We start from the raw sequence: 19,003 nt of genomic DNA, 5'->3' as shown, positions 1-19,003 counted from the left end.
CCGGCGCAGCTGCGCGGCCGTCTCGCGGTTAAGCGCCCGCCTCGCGGCTACGCGCCCGTCTCGTCGTTCGGCGCGTGCACGGGCTTCGACTCGGGCGATCCCCGCTGGCGCAGGTACACCGAGCCGAGCACGATCGCCGCGACCGCCAGGAACTCGCTCTGCCAGTTCTGCATCGACTCGAACCAGAACTGCGCGGTGCCCAGGTACTCCCACGGCGTGACGCCGGGCAGGCCGTGCTGCGCCTGCTCCTCGGAGTACGCGGCGGCGCCCGTGACCGCGTGCAGGGCGAACGACAGGAAGAACAGCACGAAGAAGAGGATCGCCAGCGAATTCTCGTAGAGCACGAGCACGAAGCCGCCGCGGCGCACGGGCCACGGGGTGCGTGGCCCGACGTCGACGGTACGCGGGTCCTTGTCCTGCTCCATGGGTTCGTCGATCGGCTTGGACTCAGACGAACCCTTCTGCACCAGCCAGATGGTGAGCACGACGTACGCGCCCATCTGCAGGAACTCCGATTCCCAGTTCTCGAACGTCGCCTCGCCGAAGGCCCCGGTCGTGAGGTATTGCAGGAACCCGATCGGCGACGCCCCGTGCTCGACCTGCTCCTCGTTGTAGACCTCGAACCCCGTGATCGCCATGCCCACGAGGAACACGACGAACAGGGCGAAGAGCACGATGAACAGGCTGTGCTCGCGGAACCAGTTGGACTTCTGCTCGGCCATGCGCCCCCTCCGTGCGGTCGCCGCGCGGCGCGCCGACTCCTTCTCGATGCTGGCGTGCAGAACCGGAGGCGGACAACCCCTTGACCGGGCGGATGCCGCGGCGCACGCTTCGTGGATACGCGGGGAGGCTCGTCGTAAGGGAGTCTCGTCGAGTTCTTGCATCCTCTCGCGTACGATTGCCGCCATGTCGAGACGACTTGCGGATGTCGCGCGGAAGGTCGGAGTGAGCGAGGCGACCGTCAGCCGCGTGCTGAACGGAAAGCCGGGTGTCGCCGCTTCCACACGCGAGGCGGTGCTCACCGCCCTCGACGTGCTCGGGTACGAACGGCCGACGAAGCTGCGCGGCGAACGGGCCCGCCTCGTCGGGCTCATGATGCCCGAGCTGCAGAACCCGATCTTCCCGGCGCTCGCCGAGGTGCTCGGCGGCGGGCTCGCGCAGAACGGCTTCACGCCCGTGCTGTGCATCCAGACGGCGGGCGGCATCTCGGAGTCCGACTACGTCGAACTGCTGCTGCACCAGCAGGTGTCGGGCGTGGTCTTCGCCGGCGGCGCCTACAGCCAGGCCGACGCGAGCCACGAGCACTACGAGCGCCTCGTCGAACTGAAGCTGCCCACGGTGCTCATCAGCGCTCCGGTCGACGGCCTCGGGTTCGCGACCGTGTCGTGCGACGACGCCGCGTCGGTCGAGCAGTCGTTCGGCCACCTCGTGCAGCTCGGACATCGCCGGATCGGCCTGCTGCTCGGGCCCCGCGACCACGTGCCCTCGCAGCGCAAGCTCGCGGCCGCGCGGCGCGTCGCCGAACGGCACGGCATCGAGCTCGACGACGCGCTGATCGTCCACTCGCTCTACTCGCTCGAGTCGGGCCAGACCGCCGCGACCCGCCTGATCGCCGCCGGGGCGACGGGCATCGTCTGCGCGAGCGACCCCATGGCGCTCGGCGCGATCCGGGCCGTGCGGCGGGCGGGCCTGCGCGTGCCCGAAGACGTGTCGGTCATCGGCTTCGACGACTCGGCGCTGATGAACTGCACCGAGCCGCCGCTCACCACCGTGCGCCAGCCGATCGAGGCGATGGGCAAGACGGTCATCGAGCTGCTCATGCGTCAGATGTCGACGCACCAGGCGATCGGCGACGAGGTCTTCTTCGCGCCCGAGCTCGTCGTGCGCTCCTCGACCGGCCCCGCGCCGGCCGCTCCGTCGGTCGAGTAGGCGCGCCGAGCCGTCGGTCGTTGCGGCCGCGCTGCAAGCCGCTGCCGCAAGTGACTGCAAACTGTCGCAATCTGGTGCCTGAATGTTGAAGAGTTGCATCATTTTGTTGCTCTCATTACGTTGACGTGCAACGCGACGCCGAGATCTCCTGCACCCCGGCGTGCCGACGCCGACAACGAGGAGACGAACCCAGGTGACGATGCCCCTGACGGATGCCACGACGCCGCCCGCACTGCTCGAGGACCCGCAGTGGTGGCGCAGTGCCGTCATCTACCAGGTCTACGTGCGCAGCTTCGCGGACTCCGACGGCGACGGCACGGGCGACCTGCGCGGCGTGCGCTCCCGCCTCGGCTACCTGAAGGAACTCGGCGTGGATGCGCTCTGGTTCAACCCCTGGTATCCCTCACCCCTCGCCGACGGCGGGTACGACGTGGCCGACTACCGCGACATCCACCCCGCGTTCGGCACGCTCGACGACGCCGAGCAGCTGATCAGCGCGGCGGCGGATCTGGGCATCCGCACGATCATCGACGTCGTTCCCAACCACATCAGCTCGGAGCATCCGTGGTTCAAGGCCGCCCTCGCGGCCGGACCGGGCAGCCCCGAACGCGAGCGCTTCTGGTTCCACCCGGGCAAGGGCCCCAACGGCGACGAGATGCCGACGCGGTGGCAGTCGAGTTTCCAGGGCGACACGTGGACCCGCACCGTGAACCCCGACGGCACGCCGGGGGAGTGGTACCTGCACCTCTTCACGCCCGAGCAGCCCGACCTGAACTGGAACCACCCCGACGTGCGCGCCGAGCACGAGGACATTCTGCGGTTCTGGTTCGACCGCGGGGTCGCGGGCGTGCGCATCGACTCGGCCGCGCTCATCGTGAAGGACCCCGCCTTCGGCGAGGTGCCCGACGAGCCGGGGCCCGGCGAGCACCCGCACGTCGACCGCGACGAGATCCACGACATCTACCGGTCGTGGCGCCGCGTCGCCGACGAGTACGACGGCACCCGGGTGCTGGTGGGCGAGCTGTGGTTGCCCGACGCCGAGCGCTTCGCCGCGTACCTGCGACCCGACGAGATGCACACCGCGTTCAACTTCGACTTCATGTCACGGCCATGGGACCCCGCCGAACTGCGCGCGTCGATCGACCTGATGCTCGCCGCGCACGCGCCGGTGGGCGCGCCGAGCACCTGGGTGCTCTCGAACCACGACGTGACCCGGCCGGTCACCCGGTACGGGCGCGAGGAGTCGGGCTTCGCGTTCACGGCCAAGCGATTCGGCACGCCGACCGACCTCGACCTCGGGCGCCGCCGCGCCCGCGCCGCCGCCCTGCTCACCGCCGCGCTGCCCGGCTCGCTGTACCTCTACCAGGGCGACGAGCTCGGCCTGCCCGAGGTCGAGCTGCCCCGCGAGGTGCTCGAGGACCCGATGCACTTCCGCTCGGGCGGCGTCGATCCGGGGCGTGACGGATGCCGCGTCCCGCTGCCCTGGCGCGGGACCACCGCCCCCTACGGATTCAGCCCGGATGCGGCATCCGCCGGCGGCGACCGCGACCGCGACGGCACCGGCGCCGGCGCGCCCGCGGCGCCGTGGCTGCCGCAGCCGCCCGAGTGGGCCGAGCTCAGCGTGCAGGCCCAGGAGGCCGACCCCGCCTCGATGCTGTGGCTGTACCGGCAGGCGCTGCGCATCCGGCGACGCGAGGCCGCCCTCGGCGACGGCCCGATGCGCTGGCTCGACACCGCGCCATCGGTGCTGGCCTTCCGCCGCGGCGACGGCCCCGACGAGGTCGTCTGCGTCGTGAACCTCGGCGCCGAACCGGTCGACCTGCCCGCGCACCACCACATCCTGCTCGCGAGTTCGCCGCTCGAGGGCGGCCGGCTTCCCACCGACTCGACGGCATGGCTCCGCACCCGGAGCTGATCGTCGACCCCGCGGCCACCGCCGCGCATCTCCCACCGCACCACACCTGAACACAGCATCGAAAGGACCGGACAATGAAGTCATCACGCAGGATCGCGATCGCGGGTCTCGCCGCGCTCGCGATGGCGGGCTCGCTCGCCGCGTGCAGCCAGGCCGCCGAGGACGACGGCAAGCTCGAACTCCGAGTCGCCACCTTCCCGCCCGGGGCCGACCAGGCCGCCTACGACGCCTTCGCCGAACAGGAGAAGCAGTTCGAGGAGGCGAATCCCGACATCGACATCGTCGGCCTCGAGTACGAGTGGACCGCCCCGACATTCGCCGCGCAGCTCGCCGGTGGAAGCCTGCCCGACGTGTTCACCGTGCCGTTCACCGACTCCAAGACCCTGCTCGAGAACGACCAGCTCATGGACGTCACCGACGAAGTGAAGGAGCTCGGCTACGCCGACAAGTTCAACCCGATCATCCTCGAGGAGGTCACCGGCAGCGACGGCGCGATCTACGGCTTCCCGCGCCAGGCCTACGCCAACGGCCTGCACTACAACCGCGACCTGTTCGAGCAGGCCGGGCTCGACCCCGACAGCCCGCCGACCACGTGGGAAGAGGTCCGCGAGGCCGCGAAGACGATCGCGGAGAAGACCGGCAAGGCCGGCTACGCGACCATGACGAGCGGCAACACCGGCGGGTGGCAGCTCTCGGTGCAGGCGGTCTCGCGCGGAGCGACGCTGCAGGAGGACAACGGCGACGGCACCTACACGTCGACGATCGACAACGACGCCACGAAGGCGGCGCTCGAGTTCCTGCACGACCTGCGCTGGGAGGACGACTCGATGGGAGCGACCTTCGACCTCGACTGGGGCAGCATCAACCAGGAGTTCGCGGCCGGCAACATCGGCATGTACACCACCGGCTCCGACGTCTACACGGCGCTCGTGCGCGACTTCGGCATGGCGCCCGACAACTACGGCCTCACCGTCATCCCGCTGGAGGACGGCGGCAAGGTGCTCGGCGGCGGCGACATCGCGGTCATGCCCCCGACGATCGACGACGCCACCAAGGCCGCTGCGGTGAAGTGGATCGACTGGTACTACATGCAGAAGCTCCTGAACGAGGATGCCGCCGTCGCCGACGCGAAGGCGCTCTCCGAGTCCGACCAGGCCGTCGGCACGCCGCTCCTGCCGGTGCTCGACCAGGAGACGTACCTCGAGTCGCAGGAATGGATCAAGGACTACGTCAACGTGCCGCTCGACCAGATGACCGGCTTCACCGAGGGCATCTTCGAGCAGACGCCCGCGGGTGAGATCAAGGGCCAGACCCAGCCGATCTACGCCCTGATGGACAACCTCGTGCAGGCTGTCCTCACGGACCAGAACGCCGACGTGGACGCCCTGCTCGCGCAGGTCGACGTCGACGCGCAGGCCCTGCTCGACGAGTAGCACCAGGTCTCGATACGCGCTCCGCGCTCCTCGACCGCCGTCCTCCCCGCGGCGGTCGAGGAGCGAAGCGCATCGAGACCCCCGCACCATCCACCCTCGACGACAGATCGACGAAGGATCGACGATGACCCTGACCAGCGAAGCGGATGCCGCGGCCGAGGCCGACCCGAGGCATCCGTCGCCTGAGCCGGCCGGAGCGCGAGCGGCGATGCCGACGCGCCGACGCCGGCAGCGCACCCCGATGACCTGGATCCGCGGCGGCGGAGCCTGGAACCTCGCGTTCCTCGCACCCATGCTGATCGTGTTCGGCGTCTTCAGCTGGGGGCCGATCGCGCAGGCCGTGATCATGAGCTTCCAGAAGACGAACCTGATCACGCCCGCCACGTGGGTCGGGCTCGACAACTTCGCGCGCGTGCTCGCCGACCCGAACCTCGGCACCGCGGTACTGAACACCCTGTACTTCGCGGTGCTCGCGCTGATCTTCGGCTTCCCGCTGCCGATCATCATGGCGGTCCTGATGAGCGAGGTGAAGCGCGGCAAGGGGCTGTACAGCGCGCTGGCCTACCTGCCGGTGGTGGTGCCGCCGGTCGTCGCCGTGCTGCTCTGGAAGGTCTTCTACAACGCCAGCCCCGACGGCGTGTTCAACACGATCCTGGGCTGGGCCGGCATCCCGCCGCAGCCGTGGCTGCAGTCGTCGGCGACCGCGATGCCGTCGCTCGTCATCGAGGCGACCTGGGCCGCGGCCGGCGGCTCGATCATCATCTACCTCGCGGCGCTGATCGCCGTTCCGCCCGAGCTCTACGACGCGGCCGAGGTCGACGGCGCCGGCATCTGGCGCAAGATCTGGCACGTCACGCTCCCGCAGCTGCGAGGCATCCTGTTCATCATGCTGATCCTCCAGGTGATCGGCACCGCGCAGGTCTTCCTCGAGCCGTTCCTATTCACGGGCGGCGGCCCGAACAACGCGACGCTCACCGTGCTGCTGCTCATCTACCGGTACGCCTTCCAGAACAGCCTCGGCGGCGACTACGGCGAGGCCACCGCGCTCAGCCTCATGCTGGCGATCTTCCTCGGCCTCCTGAGCTGGCTCTACTTCAAGCTGACCGACCGTTGGAGCACGAATTGACCGCGACCTCGACTCCCACCGGGCCGCTCAAGGCGAAGCTGTCCGCCATCGTCCGGCGACGCGAGAAGGATGCCACCGACACGGGCGCCGACCGCGGTGTGCTGAGCGAGCACGACCGCAAGCGCCCCAGCGTGCGCGTGTCGACGACGGCGATCCACGTGTTCCTCTTCGTCGGCCTGGTCGTCGCCGGACTCGGGCCGCTGCTCTGGCTCGCGAAGGCCGCCGTCACGCCGACGCAGGACACGCTCACGCAGCCGTTCGCCCTGTGGCCGAACGGCATCGACTGGGCGAACCTGTCGCAGGCGTGGAACGACATCCACATCGACCAGTACTTCCTGAACACGATCTGGGTCGCCGCCGGGTCGTGGTTCTTCCAGCTGCTGGTCGCGACGACCGCAGGGTACGCGCTGTCCATCCTCCGGCCCCGCTACGCTCCCGTGCTGAACGCGCTCGTGCTCGCGACGCTGTTCATCCCCGCGGTCGTGCTGCTGGTGCCGCTCTACCTGACGATCCTGCATCCGCCGGTCATCGACGTGTCGCTGCTGAACACGTACTGGGCGGTGTGGCTGCCCGCGGCGGCGAACGCGTTCAACATCCTGCTCATGAAGCGGTTCTTCGACGGCCTGCCGCGCGAGGTGTTCGAGGCGGCCCGCACCGACGGCGCCGGACCCCTGCGCATGTTCTGGTCGATCGTGCTGCCGATGTCGAAGCCGATCCTCGGCGTCGTGTCGGTGTTCGCCGTGATCGCGGCCTGGAAGGACTTCCTCTGGCCGCTGCTCGTGCTGCCCGACCCCGCGGTGCAGCCGCTGTCGGTGCGCCTGCCGGCCGTGCAGTCGCAGACCGAGCTGGACGTGTTCCTTGCGGCCCTGGCGATCTCGACGCTCATCCCGGTGGTGCTGTTCCTGATCTTCCAGCGCCTGTTCCTGCGCGGCGCCGGGCTCGGCGGCGCGGTGAAGGGATAGCAACGGTCGGTCGCGGCGCCCCCCGCAGGGGCGGCGTGCTCGCGGCCCTGGGCGATTTCCGTTCGGGGCCATGGGTGGGTTAGACTCTCGTGGTTGCCTGATCGCGGATGAAGCGCCAGGCCGCACCAATGCGCCCGTAGCTCAATGGATAGAGCATCTGACTACGGATCAGAAGGTTGGGGGTTCGAGTCCCTCCGGGCGCACGGCGCAGATGCAGGAACACGGCATCGCGACAAGATCTGTGTTGAGACAGACTGCGTTTACTCGCACACGAACGGCCCGCCTCGGCGGGCCGTTCGTGTTTCGGCCTGGGGCCAGACGTCCCGGGTCGGCCGCGGAGTTCCGAGGCCGGATGCCCGACGTTCGCATCAGGGACGCCCCTCTTCCGGCGTCGACGTGCCGGGCGTACCGTCCTGACATGCTCGCACTCGAACCCGAACCCGTCGAATCCGGCAGCAGGTGGGTCTCGGTCGTGGCCGCAGCCCTGGTCGCGGCGGCGCTCACCGGTTGCGTTCCACAGGCGGGCACCTCGGCGAGCGACGAGACGGATGCCCCGTCGCCGGATCTCGCTCAGCGCGCAGGAGCCCACGGCGACGAGGAACTGCTCGAACTCATCCGCCCGAGCTTCACCGCCGACCACGCGCAGGTCGCGGTCGCGTTCATCGACGGTGACGAGGTCCGCGCCGCGTATCTCGGTGCGGACGCCGATACCGTCTTCGAACTGGGGTCGATCACCAAGACGGCGACCGGCATGCTGCTCGCCGAGGGGATCGAGCGCGGCGAGGTCGCCCTCGGCGACCCCGTCGGAACCCATGTCGCGCTCGGGGACTCCCCGGCGGCTTCCGTCACGTTCGCGCAGCTGTCGGCGCACACCTCGGGACTGCCGATGTTCCCGACGGACCCCGACTGGCTCGAGCGGGTCGAACCAGGATTCCGAGCGGGCGAGGACGTCCTCGACGAGAGCGTGGCCGAACTGCTTGCGCAGGCGGCTGCCGAGCCCGTCGCCGCGGATGCGCGACCCGCGTACTCGAATCTCGGTGCGGCGCTCGCGGGCCAGGCGCTCGCTGCTGCCGCCGGCACCGACTTCGCGACGCTGCTCGAGCAGCGGATCCTCTCGCCGCTCGGAATGGATCGATCGATCCTGCAGGTCGACGACGCGGACGTCGCGCCGGGCCTCGCCACGGGGCATCTTCCCGACGGCCGCGTCGCCCAGCCCTCGACGCTGGCCGCATATTCGCCGGCGGGTGCGCTCGCCGCGCCGCTCGGCGATGTCGTCGAGTACGCCAGGGCCGTGCTGGACGGCCCGCTGGCGTCGAGCGCCGCCCTCGAACCGCGCGCGGACGTGAACGGGCGTTCAGGGTACTTCTGGGTGCTGCGGGAATCGCCGGAAGGGCACCGCATCGCACAGCACGGCGGGGTCACCGCCGGATTCGGATCGGTGCTCGTCATCGATCGAACGGCGGAGTCCGCGGTGATCGTGCTCTCGAACACCGGGGAGCCGATCGACGACGTCGGTGACTCGCTGCTCGCTCATCTCGGCTGATCAAGATCGCGACCGCCTCAGCCGGTTACCCGCTGTGAGTTCGCTGGGGATCAGAGCGTCATCTCCGGATTCGTGGATCCCTGTGCGCGGGTGCGCCGTTAGGCTCGCCTCACGACCGTTCTCCCGTGATCAAGGGTTCGCATATGTGGGGTGTGCAATCCGGCATCGAAGCCGCTCCGACGATTGCGAACGTGCTGGCGGGTCGTGGGGGACAGGCGTACATCAGGCGCGTGCACATCCTGCTGATCGCCATGGCCTTCGCCATCGTCCTCTTCCGCCTGCTCGACAGCCGGCCGCTCAGCACGATGGCGAGCGTGAACCTCTCGTTCTGGACACTGCCCGCGATCGCCGGCGGCGCCACGATCGGCGCGTTGCTGCTCGTGACGTCCGGCTCGCACGCCACGCTGGCGCTCCTCGGTCGCATCGGCCTGCCCGCCGTCGATCTCCGCCATCGCGCCCGGGCCAACGGATTCGTCTGGGCGGCGATCGGAGTGCTCGCGGTGCACTTCACGGCGGGTGCGTTCCAGCCGCTGCCCGGCGGGCCGCTCCTCGCCGCAGTGCTGCTCGGGTGCGGGCTCGGCGTGGGCGCCGCTCGCCTGCACGCCGCCTCGGTCGAGCACGAGGCGTACCGCACGTTCAACCTCGTCGCGATGCTGCTGGCCGCGGGCGCGCTGGCGAGCATGTCGCTGACGCCCACGGGGCAGTGGTGGACGCACAACTTCTCGACGCTCGGCACCTCCGACGACCTAGCGGCCGCGTGCTTCAATCTGGCGATCGTGATGTCGGGCCTCGCGATGGCGGGCCTCGCGCCTGCGCTCAGCCGCGCGCTTCGGCAGCCGAGGTTCGGCCTCCGCCGCGGTGGGCTCCTCGCTGTCCGCGCGGGCATCGTCGTGATCGGCGTGAGCCTCGCCGGCGTCGGGGTGGTGCCGATCGACGGGGCCACCGACCTGCACAACCTCTTCGCCTGCGGTGCGGCCGCCGGATTCGCCGCCCTCGCGCTCGGCGTCCGCGGTTTCGCGAAGCGGATGCCCCGTGCCCTCGTCGCGCTGTCGTACGCGGCCGTCGCGGTGGAGGTCGCAGCGCTGGTGGCGTACGACCGACTCGGACTGTTCAACCTCACGGTGTTCGAGGTCATCGCCTTCTCCCTCGTGTTCGCCTGGCTGATCGCGCTCGTCGCGACGACGCACGGGCGCACGCATCGAGCCCCGGTCGGCTCGTCCCATCGCCCCCGCTGGCGCGGGCGCCTGCGTCGCCGTGCGGCGGCCTCGCCGGGCCGGTTTCCGGGGTCGCCCGAGCGGGTGCCGGCTCGGATGCCGTCGCCCGGTCGTTCGAGGCGTCGCTCCGCGCGCGCCCGCCCGCGCCGGCGGATCGCGAGGGCGCGCACCGCGGACCCACGGCGTTCAGGCCCGCCCGCCGAGGAACCTCCAGATGCCCCCCGCGGCCGAGCGGGAATCACCGCCGCGGAGACGCGTTGCACCACATGACGCAGCCCGAACATCGAGCCGACATGAGGAGCCGAGCCATGACCGATGACGCCCTGCAGATCGTCCGCAACGAGGCGCGAGGGCGCTATGAGGTCCTCGACGAGGGCCGGGTCGCCGCGGTCGCGATGTTCCGCGAGGAACCGGGGCGCGTGGTGTTCACGCACACCGTCGTGAAGCCCGAGTACGAGGGCCGCGGCATCGGCAGCCGACTCGCGCGGCACGTGCTCGACGATGCCGTGGCTCGCGGGGAGGAGATCGTGCCCGAGTGCCCGTTCATCGCCGCGTACCTCGAGCGGCACCCCGAGTACGCCGACTCGGTGGTACGGGCCGACGCGTGATCGCCCGGCCGTCCGCCTGCGTCGCAGGGGGCAGGCCGTTTCCGGGGTAGCGTCGACGGTGCCCCCTTCGGGGGATGTGTACCGTGAGGCATACTCGCGTTAAACTTCGAGCAAACCCGAGCCGGCCCGAACCGGCGAGGTCGGACCCGACCGGCCTCCGACTCGCCCCACGGCGGTCACGGGAAAGGCTCGCCGGGCTCTGTTCGGGTCGCCCGGCGGGGGAGGCCTCCTCTGGAGGTCGCGGTGGGGCGGGAGGTAGGGTTCCCGCCCCGCCGTCATGTGCGATCAGGCGTCATCGACTGCATCGCCTCGAGCCGGCGGGTCGCCGGTCAGGCGGAGGCCTCGCCGCCGACGCTGACGCGCAGCCGGTCGCAGAGCTCGGTGAGCTCGGCCAGCTCGCGTTCGTCGAGGGCGTCGCCCACGTGCCTGGTGATCGCGTCCATGTGCTTGACGGCGACCTCGCGGAAGAGTTCGAAGCCGGCCGGGGTGATCGCGACGATGGTGCCGCGGCCGTCGGACGGGTCATCCGTCTTGGTCACGAGGCCACGGCTCGCGAGCCGGTCGACGAGGCGGCTCACGCTGGGCTGGGTGATGAGCACGTGCCGGTTGAGGTCCTTCAGGCGGAGCCGGCGCCCGGGAGCGCGCGTGATGTTGAAGAGCACGTCGTACTCGTTGAGCGAGATGACCTCGGAGGGGAACTCGGCGGCGAGGGCGCGCATCACGGTGACCTGGGCGCGGAACAGCGATTCCCAGGCGGCGACGGTGCGAGTGCGATCAGCCACTGAAGGCTCCGTTCGGCTCAGAGGTCGGACCATCCAAGGATACGGAACGGCGGCTACGAGTGCGGGCGGGGGGTGAGGGCCGGTCGTAGCGGCGCGGTGTCGCGGTCCCGTCGTTGGTGCCGGGCATGAGTGAGGGCCGGTCGTAGAGGCTGACGACCGGCCCTCTCCCTTGCACCAAGAGTGTCCTGCAATCACATTCCGCACCGACCGCCACAGCAAACAGTCGGTGCACTGACGAATATATAACGGATAGGTAACGGGCGCTAGTTATCCTTCCGTGATTTTTCGAAATGGGTCGGATGTCACTCCTTTCCCGCCGCGCGACGCGTGGCCCTCCAAGTGGGGGGAGTGGATCCGTTCCTCGGCTGGGTGTTTGCTGAAACGATTGAACCCGGAGCGGGCCTCCTGCCGACATCGTTCGCGGGCCTCGCTTCGGACCCGATACCCGTCATCCATCGGAATGCCGATGGACGTCTGCGATGCGCGCCCGCGCGCCTCGTCGATCGAACAGGAGACCCATGTCCCGCACCCGAGTCGCGGCCGTCGTCGCGCTGACCGCCCTCATGGCCGCAGCCGCGCCCGTCGCCGCCCACGCCGACGATGCCGACACGACGAAGCCGGTCGTCGGCGACGCCGTGTTCGCGCCCGTGAAGGGCGTCGCCACGTTCGCGCTGTCGCAGGTCGAGGCGAGCCCGAAGAAGGCCTACGTCGAGATCCAGCAGAAGGACGACGCCGGCAAGTGGAAGAAGCAGGCCGGGCAGTGGTTCTTCGACACGAACGACTTCTCGTTCGTCGTAGACACCGACGCGCTCGCCGACGGACCGGCGACCCAGCTGAAGGTCTCGACGTGGGACCAGGCGGGCAACCAGTCGGGCAAGACGTTCCCCGTCGTGATCGACCGCACGAAGCCCGTCGCGACCCTCGTCGCGCCGATCTCGGGCGGGCCGGTGAGCGACGCGACCCTCGACCTCCAGGTGGATGCCACGGACGACGAGGGCCTGAACCGCATCACCGCGAACCTCTACCAGGCCGGCAAGCTCGTCAAGAGCACGTCATCGTCGGCCGGCAGCGCGCTCGCCGGGTCGCACGTCGCGTCGGTCGCGCTGCCCGACGGCGAGTACTCGATCAAGTTCAACGCATCCGACCTCGCCGGCAACATCGCCCAGACCGGCACGTTCGCGATCGAGATCGACACCACGGCGCCGACCGTGACCCTCAAGGACGCCGTGCCCGCGAAGGGCGTGTTCGCCACCGCCCCGAGCTTCAAGCTCAGCGACGCGGGCGTCGGGCAGGTTGACCACGTGCTGATCAACGGTGTCGAGCGCGACCTCACCGATGACAAGTGGTCGGACCTGAACACCGGCGCCTACACGCCCAAGCAGGGCGTGAACACGATCATCGCGGTCGACACGGCCGGCAACCAGAGCGCCCCGGTCGAGTTCGCGTTCGACAGCGTCGCACCCAAGGCCGTCGTGAAGTCGGGCGTCACGCCGGTCGACGGCGTCTACAACCAGACGCCGAGCTTCAAGCTGAGCGACTCGGGCGTCGGCAAGGTCGACTTCGTCGAGGTGAACGGCGTCGTTCGCGACCTCTCGGACAGCACCTGGTCCGACCTCAATGCCGGCGCGTACACCCCGAAGCAGGGCGTCAACACGATCGTCGTCGTCGACACCGCGGGCAACCGCTCGACGACGACCTTCACCTTCGCCGTCGTGGCCGAGGCGCCCGCCGCGCAGTAGTCCGCGCCGAACACGAAGGGGGTGGCGAGCCGATCGGCTCGCCACCCCCTTTCGTCGCAGGCCCGGAGGCCGACCTCAGAACACGTCGGGGCTCGGCGTCGACGCCTGCCGGATCGAGACGTCGGCGTGGCGGTCGAAACGGTAGCCCGAGCCGCGCACGGTACGCACGATGTCCTGGTAGTGGGCGAGCTTCGAGCGCAGGCGGCGAACGTGCACGTCGATGGTGCGCTCGCTCGGGATCTCATCGTCGGCGGCGGCCCAGAGGTTGTCGATGAGCTCGTGCCGGTCGATGGTGCGGCCCTCGCGGAGCACGAGGTACTGGAGCAGTTCGAACTCCTTGTACGTGAGGCCCGCGGGCTCGCCGTCGAGGAGCACGCGCTTGCGCGAGATGTCGATGATGACGCCGTTGGGGTGGCGGTCGGCGTCGTCGCCCGCGTGCTGCTGCTCGCGCTGCTTGGCGAGGGCCGCCGGGTCCTGGAGGGCCAGGCGCACCACGTCGACATCGCGGCCGCCGGCACCCTCGGGAGCGAGGGCCACGGCGGCGTAGGTCTCGGACGAGGGCGCGAGCTCGGCGGTCAGCCGGCGCAGGGCCTCGACGACGCGGTGCAGGCTCGTGCCGTCGGCGATGGCCTTGGCCTCGTCGATGCCGACGTAGAGCACGAAGCCGCGGGCCTCGGTGCCCTCGGGCACGGCGCGGACTCGCGGCGCGGTCGGCGCGGGAGCGGGAGCGGGAGCCGACGACATGACCTCGGACACGGGCCGCGAGGCGATGGGGTGCGAGGCGATCGACAGCGGCCGCGCCGGCTGGGCGACGGGGTGGGCGGCGGTCTGGCGGGTGGGAGCGAAGGCGAGAGACATGACGGAATCCTTGTGCGAGCGGTGCGTTGACGGACCCCGATGGCAGGGGTCGGCGACGAATGGCCGTTGGTGGCCGGGCGAACCCCCTGATGCGGCGGGTTCAGTGGAGCCGGGGCGACCGGGATCGGGTCGCGCACACGGGCTCGGCGGAGAGGGCGCGGGTCAGCGGCACATTCGACAACACATGGGCGCACGCACCGACATCATCATGTCGGCGGTCCTGAGAGCCTCGCGGGCGGTCAGGTTGCGAGCGGTGTCTGTCATGGGTGCGAGTAAAACGGATGCCTCGGCATGTGTCAATTCGTGACGCCCGTGTGACGGGTCGTGACGTCGCACCCGGTGCGCACGGGCTCGGGGCATCCGGAAGGATCGCGGCCCGGGGCATCCTTCACAGAATCTTCTGCGGAAAAATAGGTTCTCAAAAAATCTTCTGTGTTCACCAGCCGGAGCGGCCCGGCGAGCGCCGAAGATTCTTCGGAGCGAAGGTTGGGCCCGTGCGCTTATACCGTGCCGTACAGGCGGTCGCCCGCGTCGCCCAGGCCGGGGACGATGTATCCGTGCTCGTTCAGCCGCTCGTCGAGCGCGCCGAGCACGACGGTGACCTCGCGGCCGTGCAGCGCCTGTTCGACGGCCCGCAGGCCCTCGGGTGCGGCGAGGATGCAGATCGCCGTGACGTCGACCGCACCGCGTGCGAAGAGGAACTCGATGGCCGCGGTCAGCGACCCGCCGGTCGCGAGCATCGGGTCGAGCACGAAGCATTGCCGATCGGAGAGGTCCTCGGGCAGACGCTCGGCGTACGTCGTCGGTTGCAGCGTCTCCTCGTCGCGCGCCATGCCGAGGAAGCCGACCTCGGCGGTCGGCAGCAGCTTGACCATGCCGTCGAGCATGCCGAGTCCGGCGCGCAGGATCGGGACGATGAGCGGCTTCGGGTCGGCGATGCGCACGCCCCTGGCCGGTGAGACGGGGGTCACGATGTCGACCGGCTCGACGCGCACGCCGCGGGTGCCCTCATAGGCGAGCAGGGTCATCAGCTCTTCGACGAGCGCCCGGAACACGGGCGACGGCGTGTCCACATCGCGCAGGACCGTCAGCTTGTGGGTGATGAGCGGGTGGTCTGCCACATGGACTCGCATAGGCTCGAGTCTAGTTGCGGGGGGTATCGGAAAGAGGGCCGGATGCATCGGAGCGAGCATCTCGAATGGATGCGCCTCGCGCTCGCCGAGGCCGCCGCGGCCGCCGAGTCGGCCGACGTTCCCGTGGGCGCGATCGTGCTCGACGCCGACGGCACCGTGATCGGCCGCGGGCACAACGAGCGCGAGCTCCGTCACGACCCGACGGCCCACGCGGAGGTCCTCGCCATCCGGCAGGCCGCGGCCGCCCGGCGCGACTGGCAGCTCCCCGGATGCACCCTGGTCGTGACCCTCGAGCCGTGCGTGCTGTGCGCCGGGGCGATCCTCGCCGCCCGCATCCCCACGGTCGTGTTCGGCGCCTGGGACGAGAAGGCCGGCGCGGCCGGCAGCGTCTACGACGTGCTGCGCGACCGGCGGCTCAACCACCGGGCCGAGGTATTCGGGGGAGTCGAGGCCGAGGCATCCGCGGCCCTGCTGCTCGACTTCTTCCAGGCGCGCCGCGAGACGCCCGCCGAGTAGCCGGCGAGCGGCGCGCTACTCGAGGCCCTTGATGACGATCGCGTCGGTCGCGGGAGCCGTCGCCGACGGATCGACGTAGACGTCGGGCTCGATGTAGATGACGCGCGCCGCAGGCACCGCCTCGCGGATGCGCTGCTCGACGACGTTGGTGGCCGCCGAGATCTCGAGGAGCTTCAGGTCTTGGGCGAAGCCGAGCTTCGCGGCGACGAGCAGCTCGTCGGGGCCCAGGTAGAGCGTCTTCATGTGGATGATGCGCTCGACCTCGTCGCCCGCGACGATCGCCTGCTCGATCTTCTCGACGTCGGTGTCGTTGGCACCCTCGCCGACGAGCAGGCTCTTCGTCTCGATGCCGAGCACGACCGCGACCGCGATCAGCAGCGTGCCGATGAAGAGGGTGCCGATCGCGTCCCAGATGCCGTTGCCCGTGAGCACGGTGAGGCCGACGCCGATGAACGCGAACACGAGGCCGAGCAGCGCCGCGACGTCCTCCAGCAGGACGACGGGCAGCTCGGGCGCCTTCGCCCGGCGCACGAACTGGACCCAGCTCAGCTTGCCGCGGACGTGGTTGGACTCGTGCACCGCGGTGCGCAGCGAGAACGACTCGAGGACGATCGCGATGGTCAGCACGAGCATCGGCAGCCACCACACCTCGAGCGGGTGCGGGTGGGTGAGCTTCTCGATGCCCTCGTAGATCGAGAAGACGCCGCCGACCGAGAACAGGATGATCGAGACGACGAACGCGTACACGTACCGCTCGCGGCCGTAGCCGAACGGGTGCTCCTTGTCGGCGGCCCGCTTCGCGCGGCGGCCGCCGAGGATCAGGAGGAGCTGGTTGCCGGCGTCGGCGACCGAGTGGACCGATTCGGCGAGCATCGAGCTCGAGCCCGAGAACGCCCACGCGATGAACTTCGTGATCGCGATGCCGGTATTGGCGAGGAATGCCGCGATGATCGCTTTGGTTCCGCCCGATGCACTCATACCCGCAATCCTAGGATGGTCGCATGAGTGCCGACACCGCCGTGAAGCTCCCCGTGATCGCCTTCCTCGGGGCCGGTTCGATGTCGGGGGCGGTCCTCTCGGGCCTGCTGCGACCCGGCATCGAGGTCGAGGGCATCCGGGCCACGAACCGCTCCGTCGCGAAGGCCGAAGCGCTCGCGACGCTGCCGGGCGTCACCTCGTTCGCGACCGAGACGGATGCCTCCGCGAATCGCGCCGCGGTCGCCGGCGCGAAGGTCGTGGTCATCGGCGTGAAGCCCGCCATGGTGCCCGACCTGCTGCGCGAGATCGCCGACGCGCTCGAGCCCGGCACGCTCGTCGTCAGCGTCGCCGCAGGCGTCACCGTGCAGACGTTCGAGTCGCTGCTGCCCGGGCACGTGTCGGTGATCCGCACCATGCCGAACACGCCGGCGCTCGTCGGGCGCGCCGTGACCGGCGTGTCGGCGGGCACCCGGTCGAGCCAGGCCGACCTCGCGCTCGCGGTCGCCCTGTTCGAGACCGTCGGCCGCGTGCTCGTCGTGCCCGAGTCGCAGCTCGACGCGCTGTCGACGATCTCGGGTTCAGGGCCGGCCTATGTCTTCTACCTGGTCGAGCAGCTCACCGCGACCGCGGTCGACCTCGGCTTCACGCCCGAGGAGGCGGCCGCGATGGTGCAGGGCACGTTCCACGGGGCATCCGAGTTGCTGGCGCAGTCCGACGTCGGCCCGGCCGAGCTTCGCCGCCGCGTCACGAGCCCGAAGGGCACGACCGAGCGCGCGATCGCCGTGCTCGAGGAGGCCGGCCTCAAGCAGACGTTCGACTCCGCGACGCAGGCGGCGCTCGCCCGCGCGCGCGAGCTGGCCGCCGGCGCGTGAGCGCGCCCGGCCTCCGCCTCGACGGCGAGCCGCGGTTCGCGTGGCGCGGCGTCATGCTCGATGTCGCGCGCCGGTTCCGCCCGATGCCCGACCTGCTGCGGTTCGTCGACCTCCTCGCCGCGCACCGCCTCAACGTGCTGCAGCTGCACCTCACCGACGACCAGGGGTGGCGGTTCGAGGTGCGCGGGTATCCGCGCCTGACCGCGGTCGGCGGCCGGCGCAGCGGATCGCAGGTCGGCCACGGGCCGCGATCGTGGGTCGACGACGTGCCGCACGAGGGGCGGTACACCCAGGCCGAGCTGCGCGACCTCGTGCGGTACGCCGGCGAACGCGGCATCCGAATCGTGCCCGAGATCGACGTGCCGGGGCACGCGAGCGCGATCCTCGCCGCGTATCCCGAATACGGCGTCGGCGGCGCCGACGCGGTGCGCGAGCGCGTGCGCGAGCCGTGGACCCGATTCGGCATCTCCGACGAGGTGCTGAACGTCGAGGAGCCCACGCTGGCGTTCGTCTGCGACGTGCTCGACGAGGTGTGCGACGTGTTCGACGCCGACGTCGTCGGCATCGGCGGCGACGAGGCGCAGAAGCGCCGCTGGCGCGACGACCCCCGCACGCAGGAGCTCAGACGCGAGCGGGGCCTCGCCGACGAGGCGGAGCTGCAGGCCTGGTTCCTGGGACGCGTGGCCGCGCACCTCGCCGGGCGCGGACGGCGAGTCATCGGCTGGGACGAGATGCTCGAGGGCGGTGCGACGGGCGGTGCGCCGGCCGGTGCGACGGGCGGTGCGCCTGAGGGTGCGACGGGCGGTGCGCCCGGCATTCCGCGGGACGCGGTCGTCGCGTCGTGGCGCGGTCCCGTCGGCGCCGAGCTCGGCGCACGGCTCGGGCACGACGTCGTGCTGTGCCCCGACCTGTGGACCTACCTCGACTACCGCCAGTCGGATGACCCGGCCGAGCCGGTCCCCGTGGGCACGGTGCTCTCGCTCGAGGACGTCGCCTCCTTCGACCCCGTGCCGCAGGAAGCCCCCGGCTGGTTCGCCGAACGGGTCATCGGCGTGCAGGCCAACGTCTGGAGCGAGCACCTCGACACGCGCGAGCGGCTCGACTACGCCGTCTTCCCGCGGCTCGGCGCCTTCGCCGAGGTCGCGTGGAACGGCGGTCCGCTGGAGTGGAGCGACTTCCGCACGCGCCTGCCGGCCTACCTCGAGTGGCTCGGCGAGCAGGGTGTCGGCCACCGGCCGCTCGACGGCCCGCGCGCCGACCAGCAGCGCCCCGGCGTGCCCGGCGTGCCGCGCAGCCGCGAGGCGCGCCTCGCCGAACTCGCCCGGCTCACGGCCTCGCTGCGCGAGCGACGTGCCGGCGGGTACCCCTCCAGGGGATGAACGGCGAGCGAATCCG

General features: G+C 70.5%; 17 protein-coding genes and 1 tRNA gene. 13 read left to right on the top strand and 5 right to left on the bottom strand.

What is annotated here, in order from left to right; all coding sequences use genetic code 11:
* Positions 1-47 precede the first annotated feature (47 nt).
* Positions 48-722, bottom strand: a complete 675-nt coding sequence (locus GE115_RS07300) for a DUF6766 family protein (RefSeq protein ID WP_153684121.1) — start codon at positions 720-722, stop codon at positions 48-50.
* A 184-nt stretch (positions 723-906) separates the two neighbouring features.
* Here GE115_RS07300 and GE115_RS07295 point away from each other — a divergent pair, with 184 nt between their 5' ends.
* From GE115_RS07295 to GE115_RS07255, 9 genes are all read left to right on the top strand, one after another.
* Positions 907-1,929, top strand: coding sequence for a LacI family DNA-binding transcriptional regulator (locus GE115_RS07295; RefSeq protein WP_153684120.1), 1,023 nt, complete (start codon positions 907-909; stop codon positions 1,927-1,929).
* A 199-nt stretch (positions 1,930-2,128) separates the two neighbouring features.
* Positions 2,129-3,844, top strand: a complete 1,716-nt coding sequence (locus GE115_RS07290) for a glycoside hydrolase family 13 protein (protein ID WP_153684367.1) — start codon at positions 2,129-2,131, stop codon at positions 3,842-3,844.
* A gap of 74 nt (positions 3,845-3,918) precedes the next feature.
* Positions 3,919-5,277, top strand: coding sequence for an ABC transporter substrate-binding protein (locus tag GE115_RS07285; RefSeq protein ID WP_153684119.1), 1,359 nt, complete (start codon positions 3,919-3,921; stop codon positions 5,275-5,277).
* A gap of 124 nt (positions 5,278-5,401) precedes the next feature.
* Positions 5,402-6,403, top strand: a complete 1,002-nt coding sequence (locus GE115_RS07280; protein WP_216648784.1) for a carbohydrate ABC transporter permease — start codon at positions 5,402-5,404, stop codon at positions 6,401-6,403.
* Entirely contained in the window at positions 6,400-7,365 is a 966-nt protein-coding gene (locus GE115_RS07275; protein WP_376765700.1) for a carbohydrate ABC transporter permease, read from the top strand. The genes GE115_RS07280 and GE115_RS07275 overlap by 4 nt, the downstream gene beginning before the upstream one ends.
* Positions 7,366-7,495: 130 nt before the next feature.
* A tRNA-Arg gene (locus GE115_RS07270) sits at positions 7,496-7,568 on the top strand.
* Positions 7,569-7,783: 215 nt separating this feature from the next.
* The gene (locus GE115_RS07265) at positions 7,784-8,908 is read left to right on the top strand and encodes a serine hydrolase domain-containing protein (protein WP_172979765.1); all 1,125 of its coding nucleotides are present in this window, start codon (positions 7,784-7,786) and stop codon (positions 8,906-8,908) included.
* 230 nt (positions 8,909-9,138) lie between these two features.
* The gene (locus tag GE115_RS07260; protein WP_153684117.1) at positions 9,139-10,392 is read left to right on the top strand and encodes a hypothetical protein; all 1,254 of its coding nucleotides are present in this window, start codon (positions 9,139-9,141) and stop codon (positions 10,390-10,392) included.
* Positions 10,389-10,730 (top strand): GNAT family N-acetyltransferase, encoded by a 342-nt coding sequence (locus GE115_RS07255; RefSeq protein WP_376765699.1) that lies wholly within the window; start codon positions 10,389-10,391, stop codon positions 10,728-10,730. The genes GE115_RS07260 and GE115_RS07255 overlap by 4 nt, the downstream gene beginning before the upstream one ends.
* 329 nt (positions 10,731-11,059) lie before the next feature.
* Here the strand turns inward: GE115_RS07255 and GE115_RS07250 are convergent, their stop codons facing one another.
* Positions 11,060-11,512, bottom strand: a complete 453-nt coding sequence (locus GE115_RS07250; RefSeq protein WP_312854990.1) for a MarR family winged helix-turn-helix transcriptional regulator — start codon at positions 11,510-11,512, stop codon at positions 11,060-11,062.
* Positions 11,513-12,030: 518 nt separating this feature from the next.
* On the opposite strand from GE115_RS07250, the gene GE115_RS07245 reads away from it, so the two are divergent.
* Positions 12,031-13,251 (top strand): Ig-like domain-containing protein, encoded by a 1,221-nt coding sequence (locus GE115_RS07245; protein WP_172979763.1) that lies wholly within the window; start codon positions 12,031-12,033, stop codon positions 13,249-13,251.
* A 75-nt stretch (positions 13,252-13,326) separates the two neighbouring features.
* Here the strand turns inward: GE115_RS07245 and GE115_RS07240 are convergent, their stop codons facing one another.
* Positions 13,327-14,109 carry a winged helix-turn-helix domain-containing protein gene (locus tag GE115_RS07240; protein WP_172979762.1) on the bottom strand — a complete coding sequence of 261 codons (783 nt, stop codon included), beginning with the start codon at positions 14,107-14,109 and terminating at the stop codon, positions 13,327-13,329.
* Between the two features lie 500 nt (positions 14,110-14,609).
* Complete coding sequence (upp, locus tag GE115_RS07235; RefSeq protein WP_153684114.1) at positions 14,610-15,242, bottom strand: uracil phosphoribosyltransferase; 633 nt, start codon at positions 15,240-15,242, stop codon at positions 14,610-14,612.
* A gap of 42 nt (positions 15,243-15,284) precedes the next feature.
* On the opposite strand from upp, the gene tadA reads away from it, so the two are divergent.
* Positions 15,285-15,758 carry a tRNA adenosine(34) deaminase TadA gene (gene tadA, locus GE115_RS07230; protein ID WP_216648782.1) on the top strand — a complete coding sequence of 158 codons (474 nt, stop codon included), beginning with the start codon at positions 15,285-15,287 and terminating at the stop codon, positions 15,756-15,758.
* Between the two features lie 15 nt (positions 15,759-15,773).
* Here tadA and GE115_RS07225 read toward each other — a convergent pair whose 3' ends face one another.
* Complete coding sequence (locus GE115_RS07225; protein WP_153684113.1) at positions 15,774-16,736, bottom strand: cation diffusion facilitator family transporter; 963 nt, start codon at positions 16,734-16,736, stop codon at positions 15,774-15,776.
* Positions 16,737-16,759: 23 nt separating this feature from the next.
* Between GE115_RS07225 and proC the strand changes: the two genes are divergently transcribed.
* Together proC and GE115_RS07215 are read left to right on the top strand one after the other, a co-directional pair.
* Complete coding sequence (gene proC, locus GE115_RS07220; protein ID WP_153684112.1) at positions 16,760-17,608, top strand: pyrroline-5-carboxylate reductase; 849 nt, start codon at positions 16,760-16,762, stop codon at positions 17,606-17,608.
* Positions 17,605-18,987 (top strand): beta-N-acetylhexosaminidase, encoded by a 1,383-nt coding sequence (locus tag GE115_RS07215; protein WP_153684111.1) that lies wholly within the window; start codon positions 17,605-17,607, stop codon positions 18,985-18,987. The genes proC and GE115_RS07215 overlap by 4 nt, the downstream gene beginning before the upstream one ends.
* Positions 18,988-19,003 lie beyond the last annotated feature (16 nt).

The organism is Agromyces agglutinans, assembly GCF_009647605.1.
Classification (GTDB): domain Bacteria; phylum Actinomycetota; class Actinomycetes; order Actinomycetales; family Microbacteriaceae; genus Agromyces; species Agromyces agglutinans.
This window is presented reverse-complemented; position numbering and strand designations above follow the sequence as displayed.

Coding starts and splice junctions, on each gene's coding strand:
- GE115_RS07300 (WP_153684121.1), bottom strand. CDS start 722: ATGGCCGAGCAGAAGTCCAACTGGTTCCGCGAGCACAGCCTGTTCATC.
- GE115_RS07295 (WP_153684120.1), top strand. CDS start 907: ATGTCGAGACGACTTGCGGATGTCGCGCGGAAGGTCGGAGTGAGCGAG.
- GE115_RS07290 (WP_153684367.1), top strand. CDS start 2,129: ATGCCCCTGACGGATGCCACGACGCCGCCCGCACTGCTCGAGGACCCG.
- GE115_RS07285 (WP_153684119.1), top strand. CDS start 3,919: ATGAAGTCATCACGCAGGATCGCGATCGCGGGTCTCGCCGCGCTCGCG.
- GE115_RS07280 (WP_216648784.1), top strand. CDS start 5,402: ATGACCCTGACCAGCGAAGCGGATGCCGCGGCCGAGGCCGACCCGAGG.
- GE115_RS07265 (WP_172979765.1), top strand. CDS start 7,784: ATGCTCGCACTCGAACCCGAACCCGTCGAATCCGGCAGCAGGTGGGTC.
- GE115_RS07255 (WP_376765699.1), top strand. CDS start 10,389: ATGACGCAGCCCGAACATCGAGCCGACATGAGGAGCCGAGCCATGACC.
- GE115_RS07245 (WP_172979763.1), top strand. CDS start 12,031: ATGTCCCGCACCCGAGTCGCGGCCGTCGTCGCGCTGACCGCCCTCATG.
- GE115_RS07240 (WP_172979762.1), bottom strand. CDS start 14,109: ATGTCTCTCGCCTTCGCTCCCACCCGCCAGACCGCCGCCCACCCCGTC.
- upp (WP_153684114.1), bottom strand. CDS start 15,242: ATGCGAGTCCATGTGGCAGACCACCCGCTCATCACCCACAAGCTGACG.
- tadA (WP_216648782.1), top strand. CDS start 15,285: ATGCATCGGAGCGAGCATCTCGAATGGATGCGCCTCGCGCTCGCCGAG.
- GE115_RS07225 (WP_153684113.1), bottom strand. CDS start 16,736: ATGAGTGCATCGGGCGGAACCAAAGCGATCATCGCGGCATTCCTCGCC.
- proC (WP_153684112.1), top strand. CDS start 16,760: ATGAGTGCCGACACCGCCGTGAAGCTCCCCGTGATCGCCTTCCTCGGG.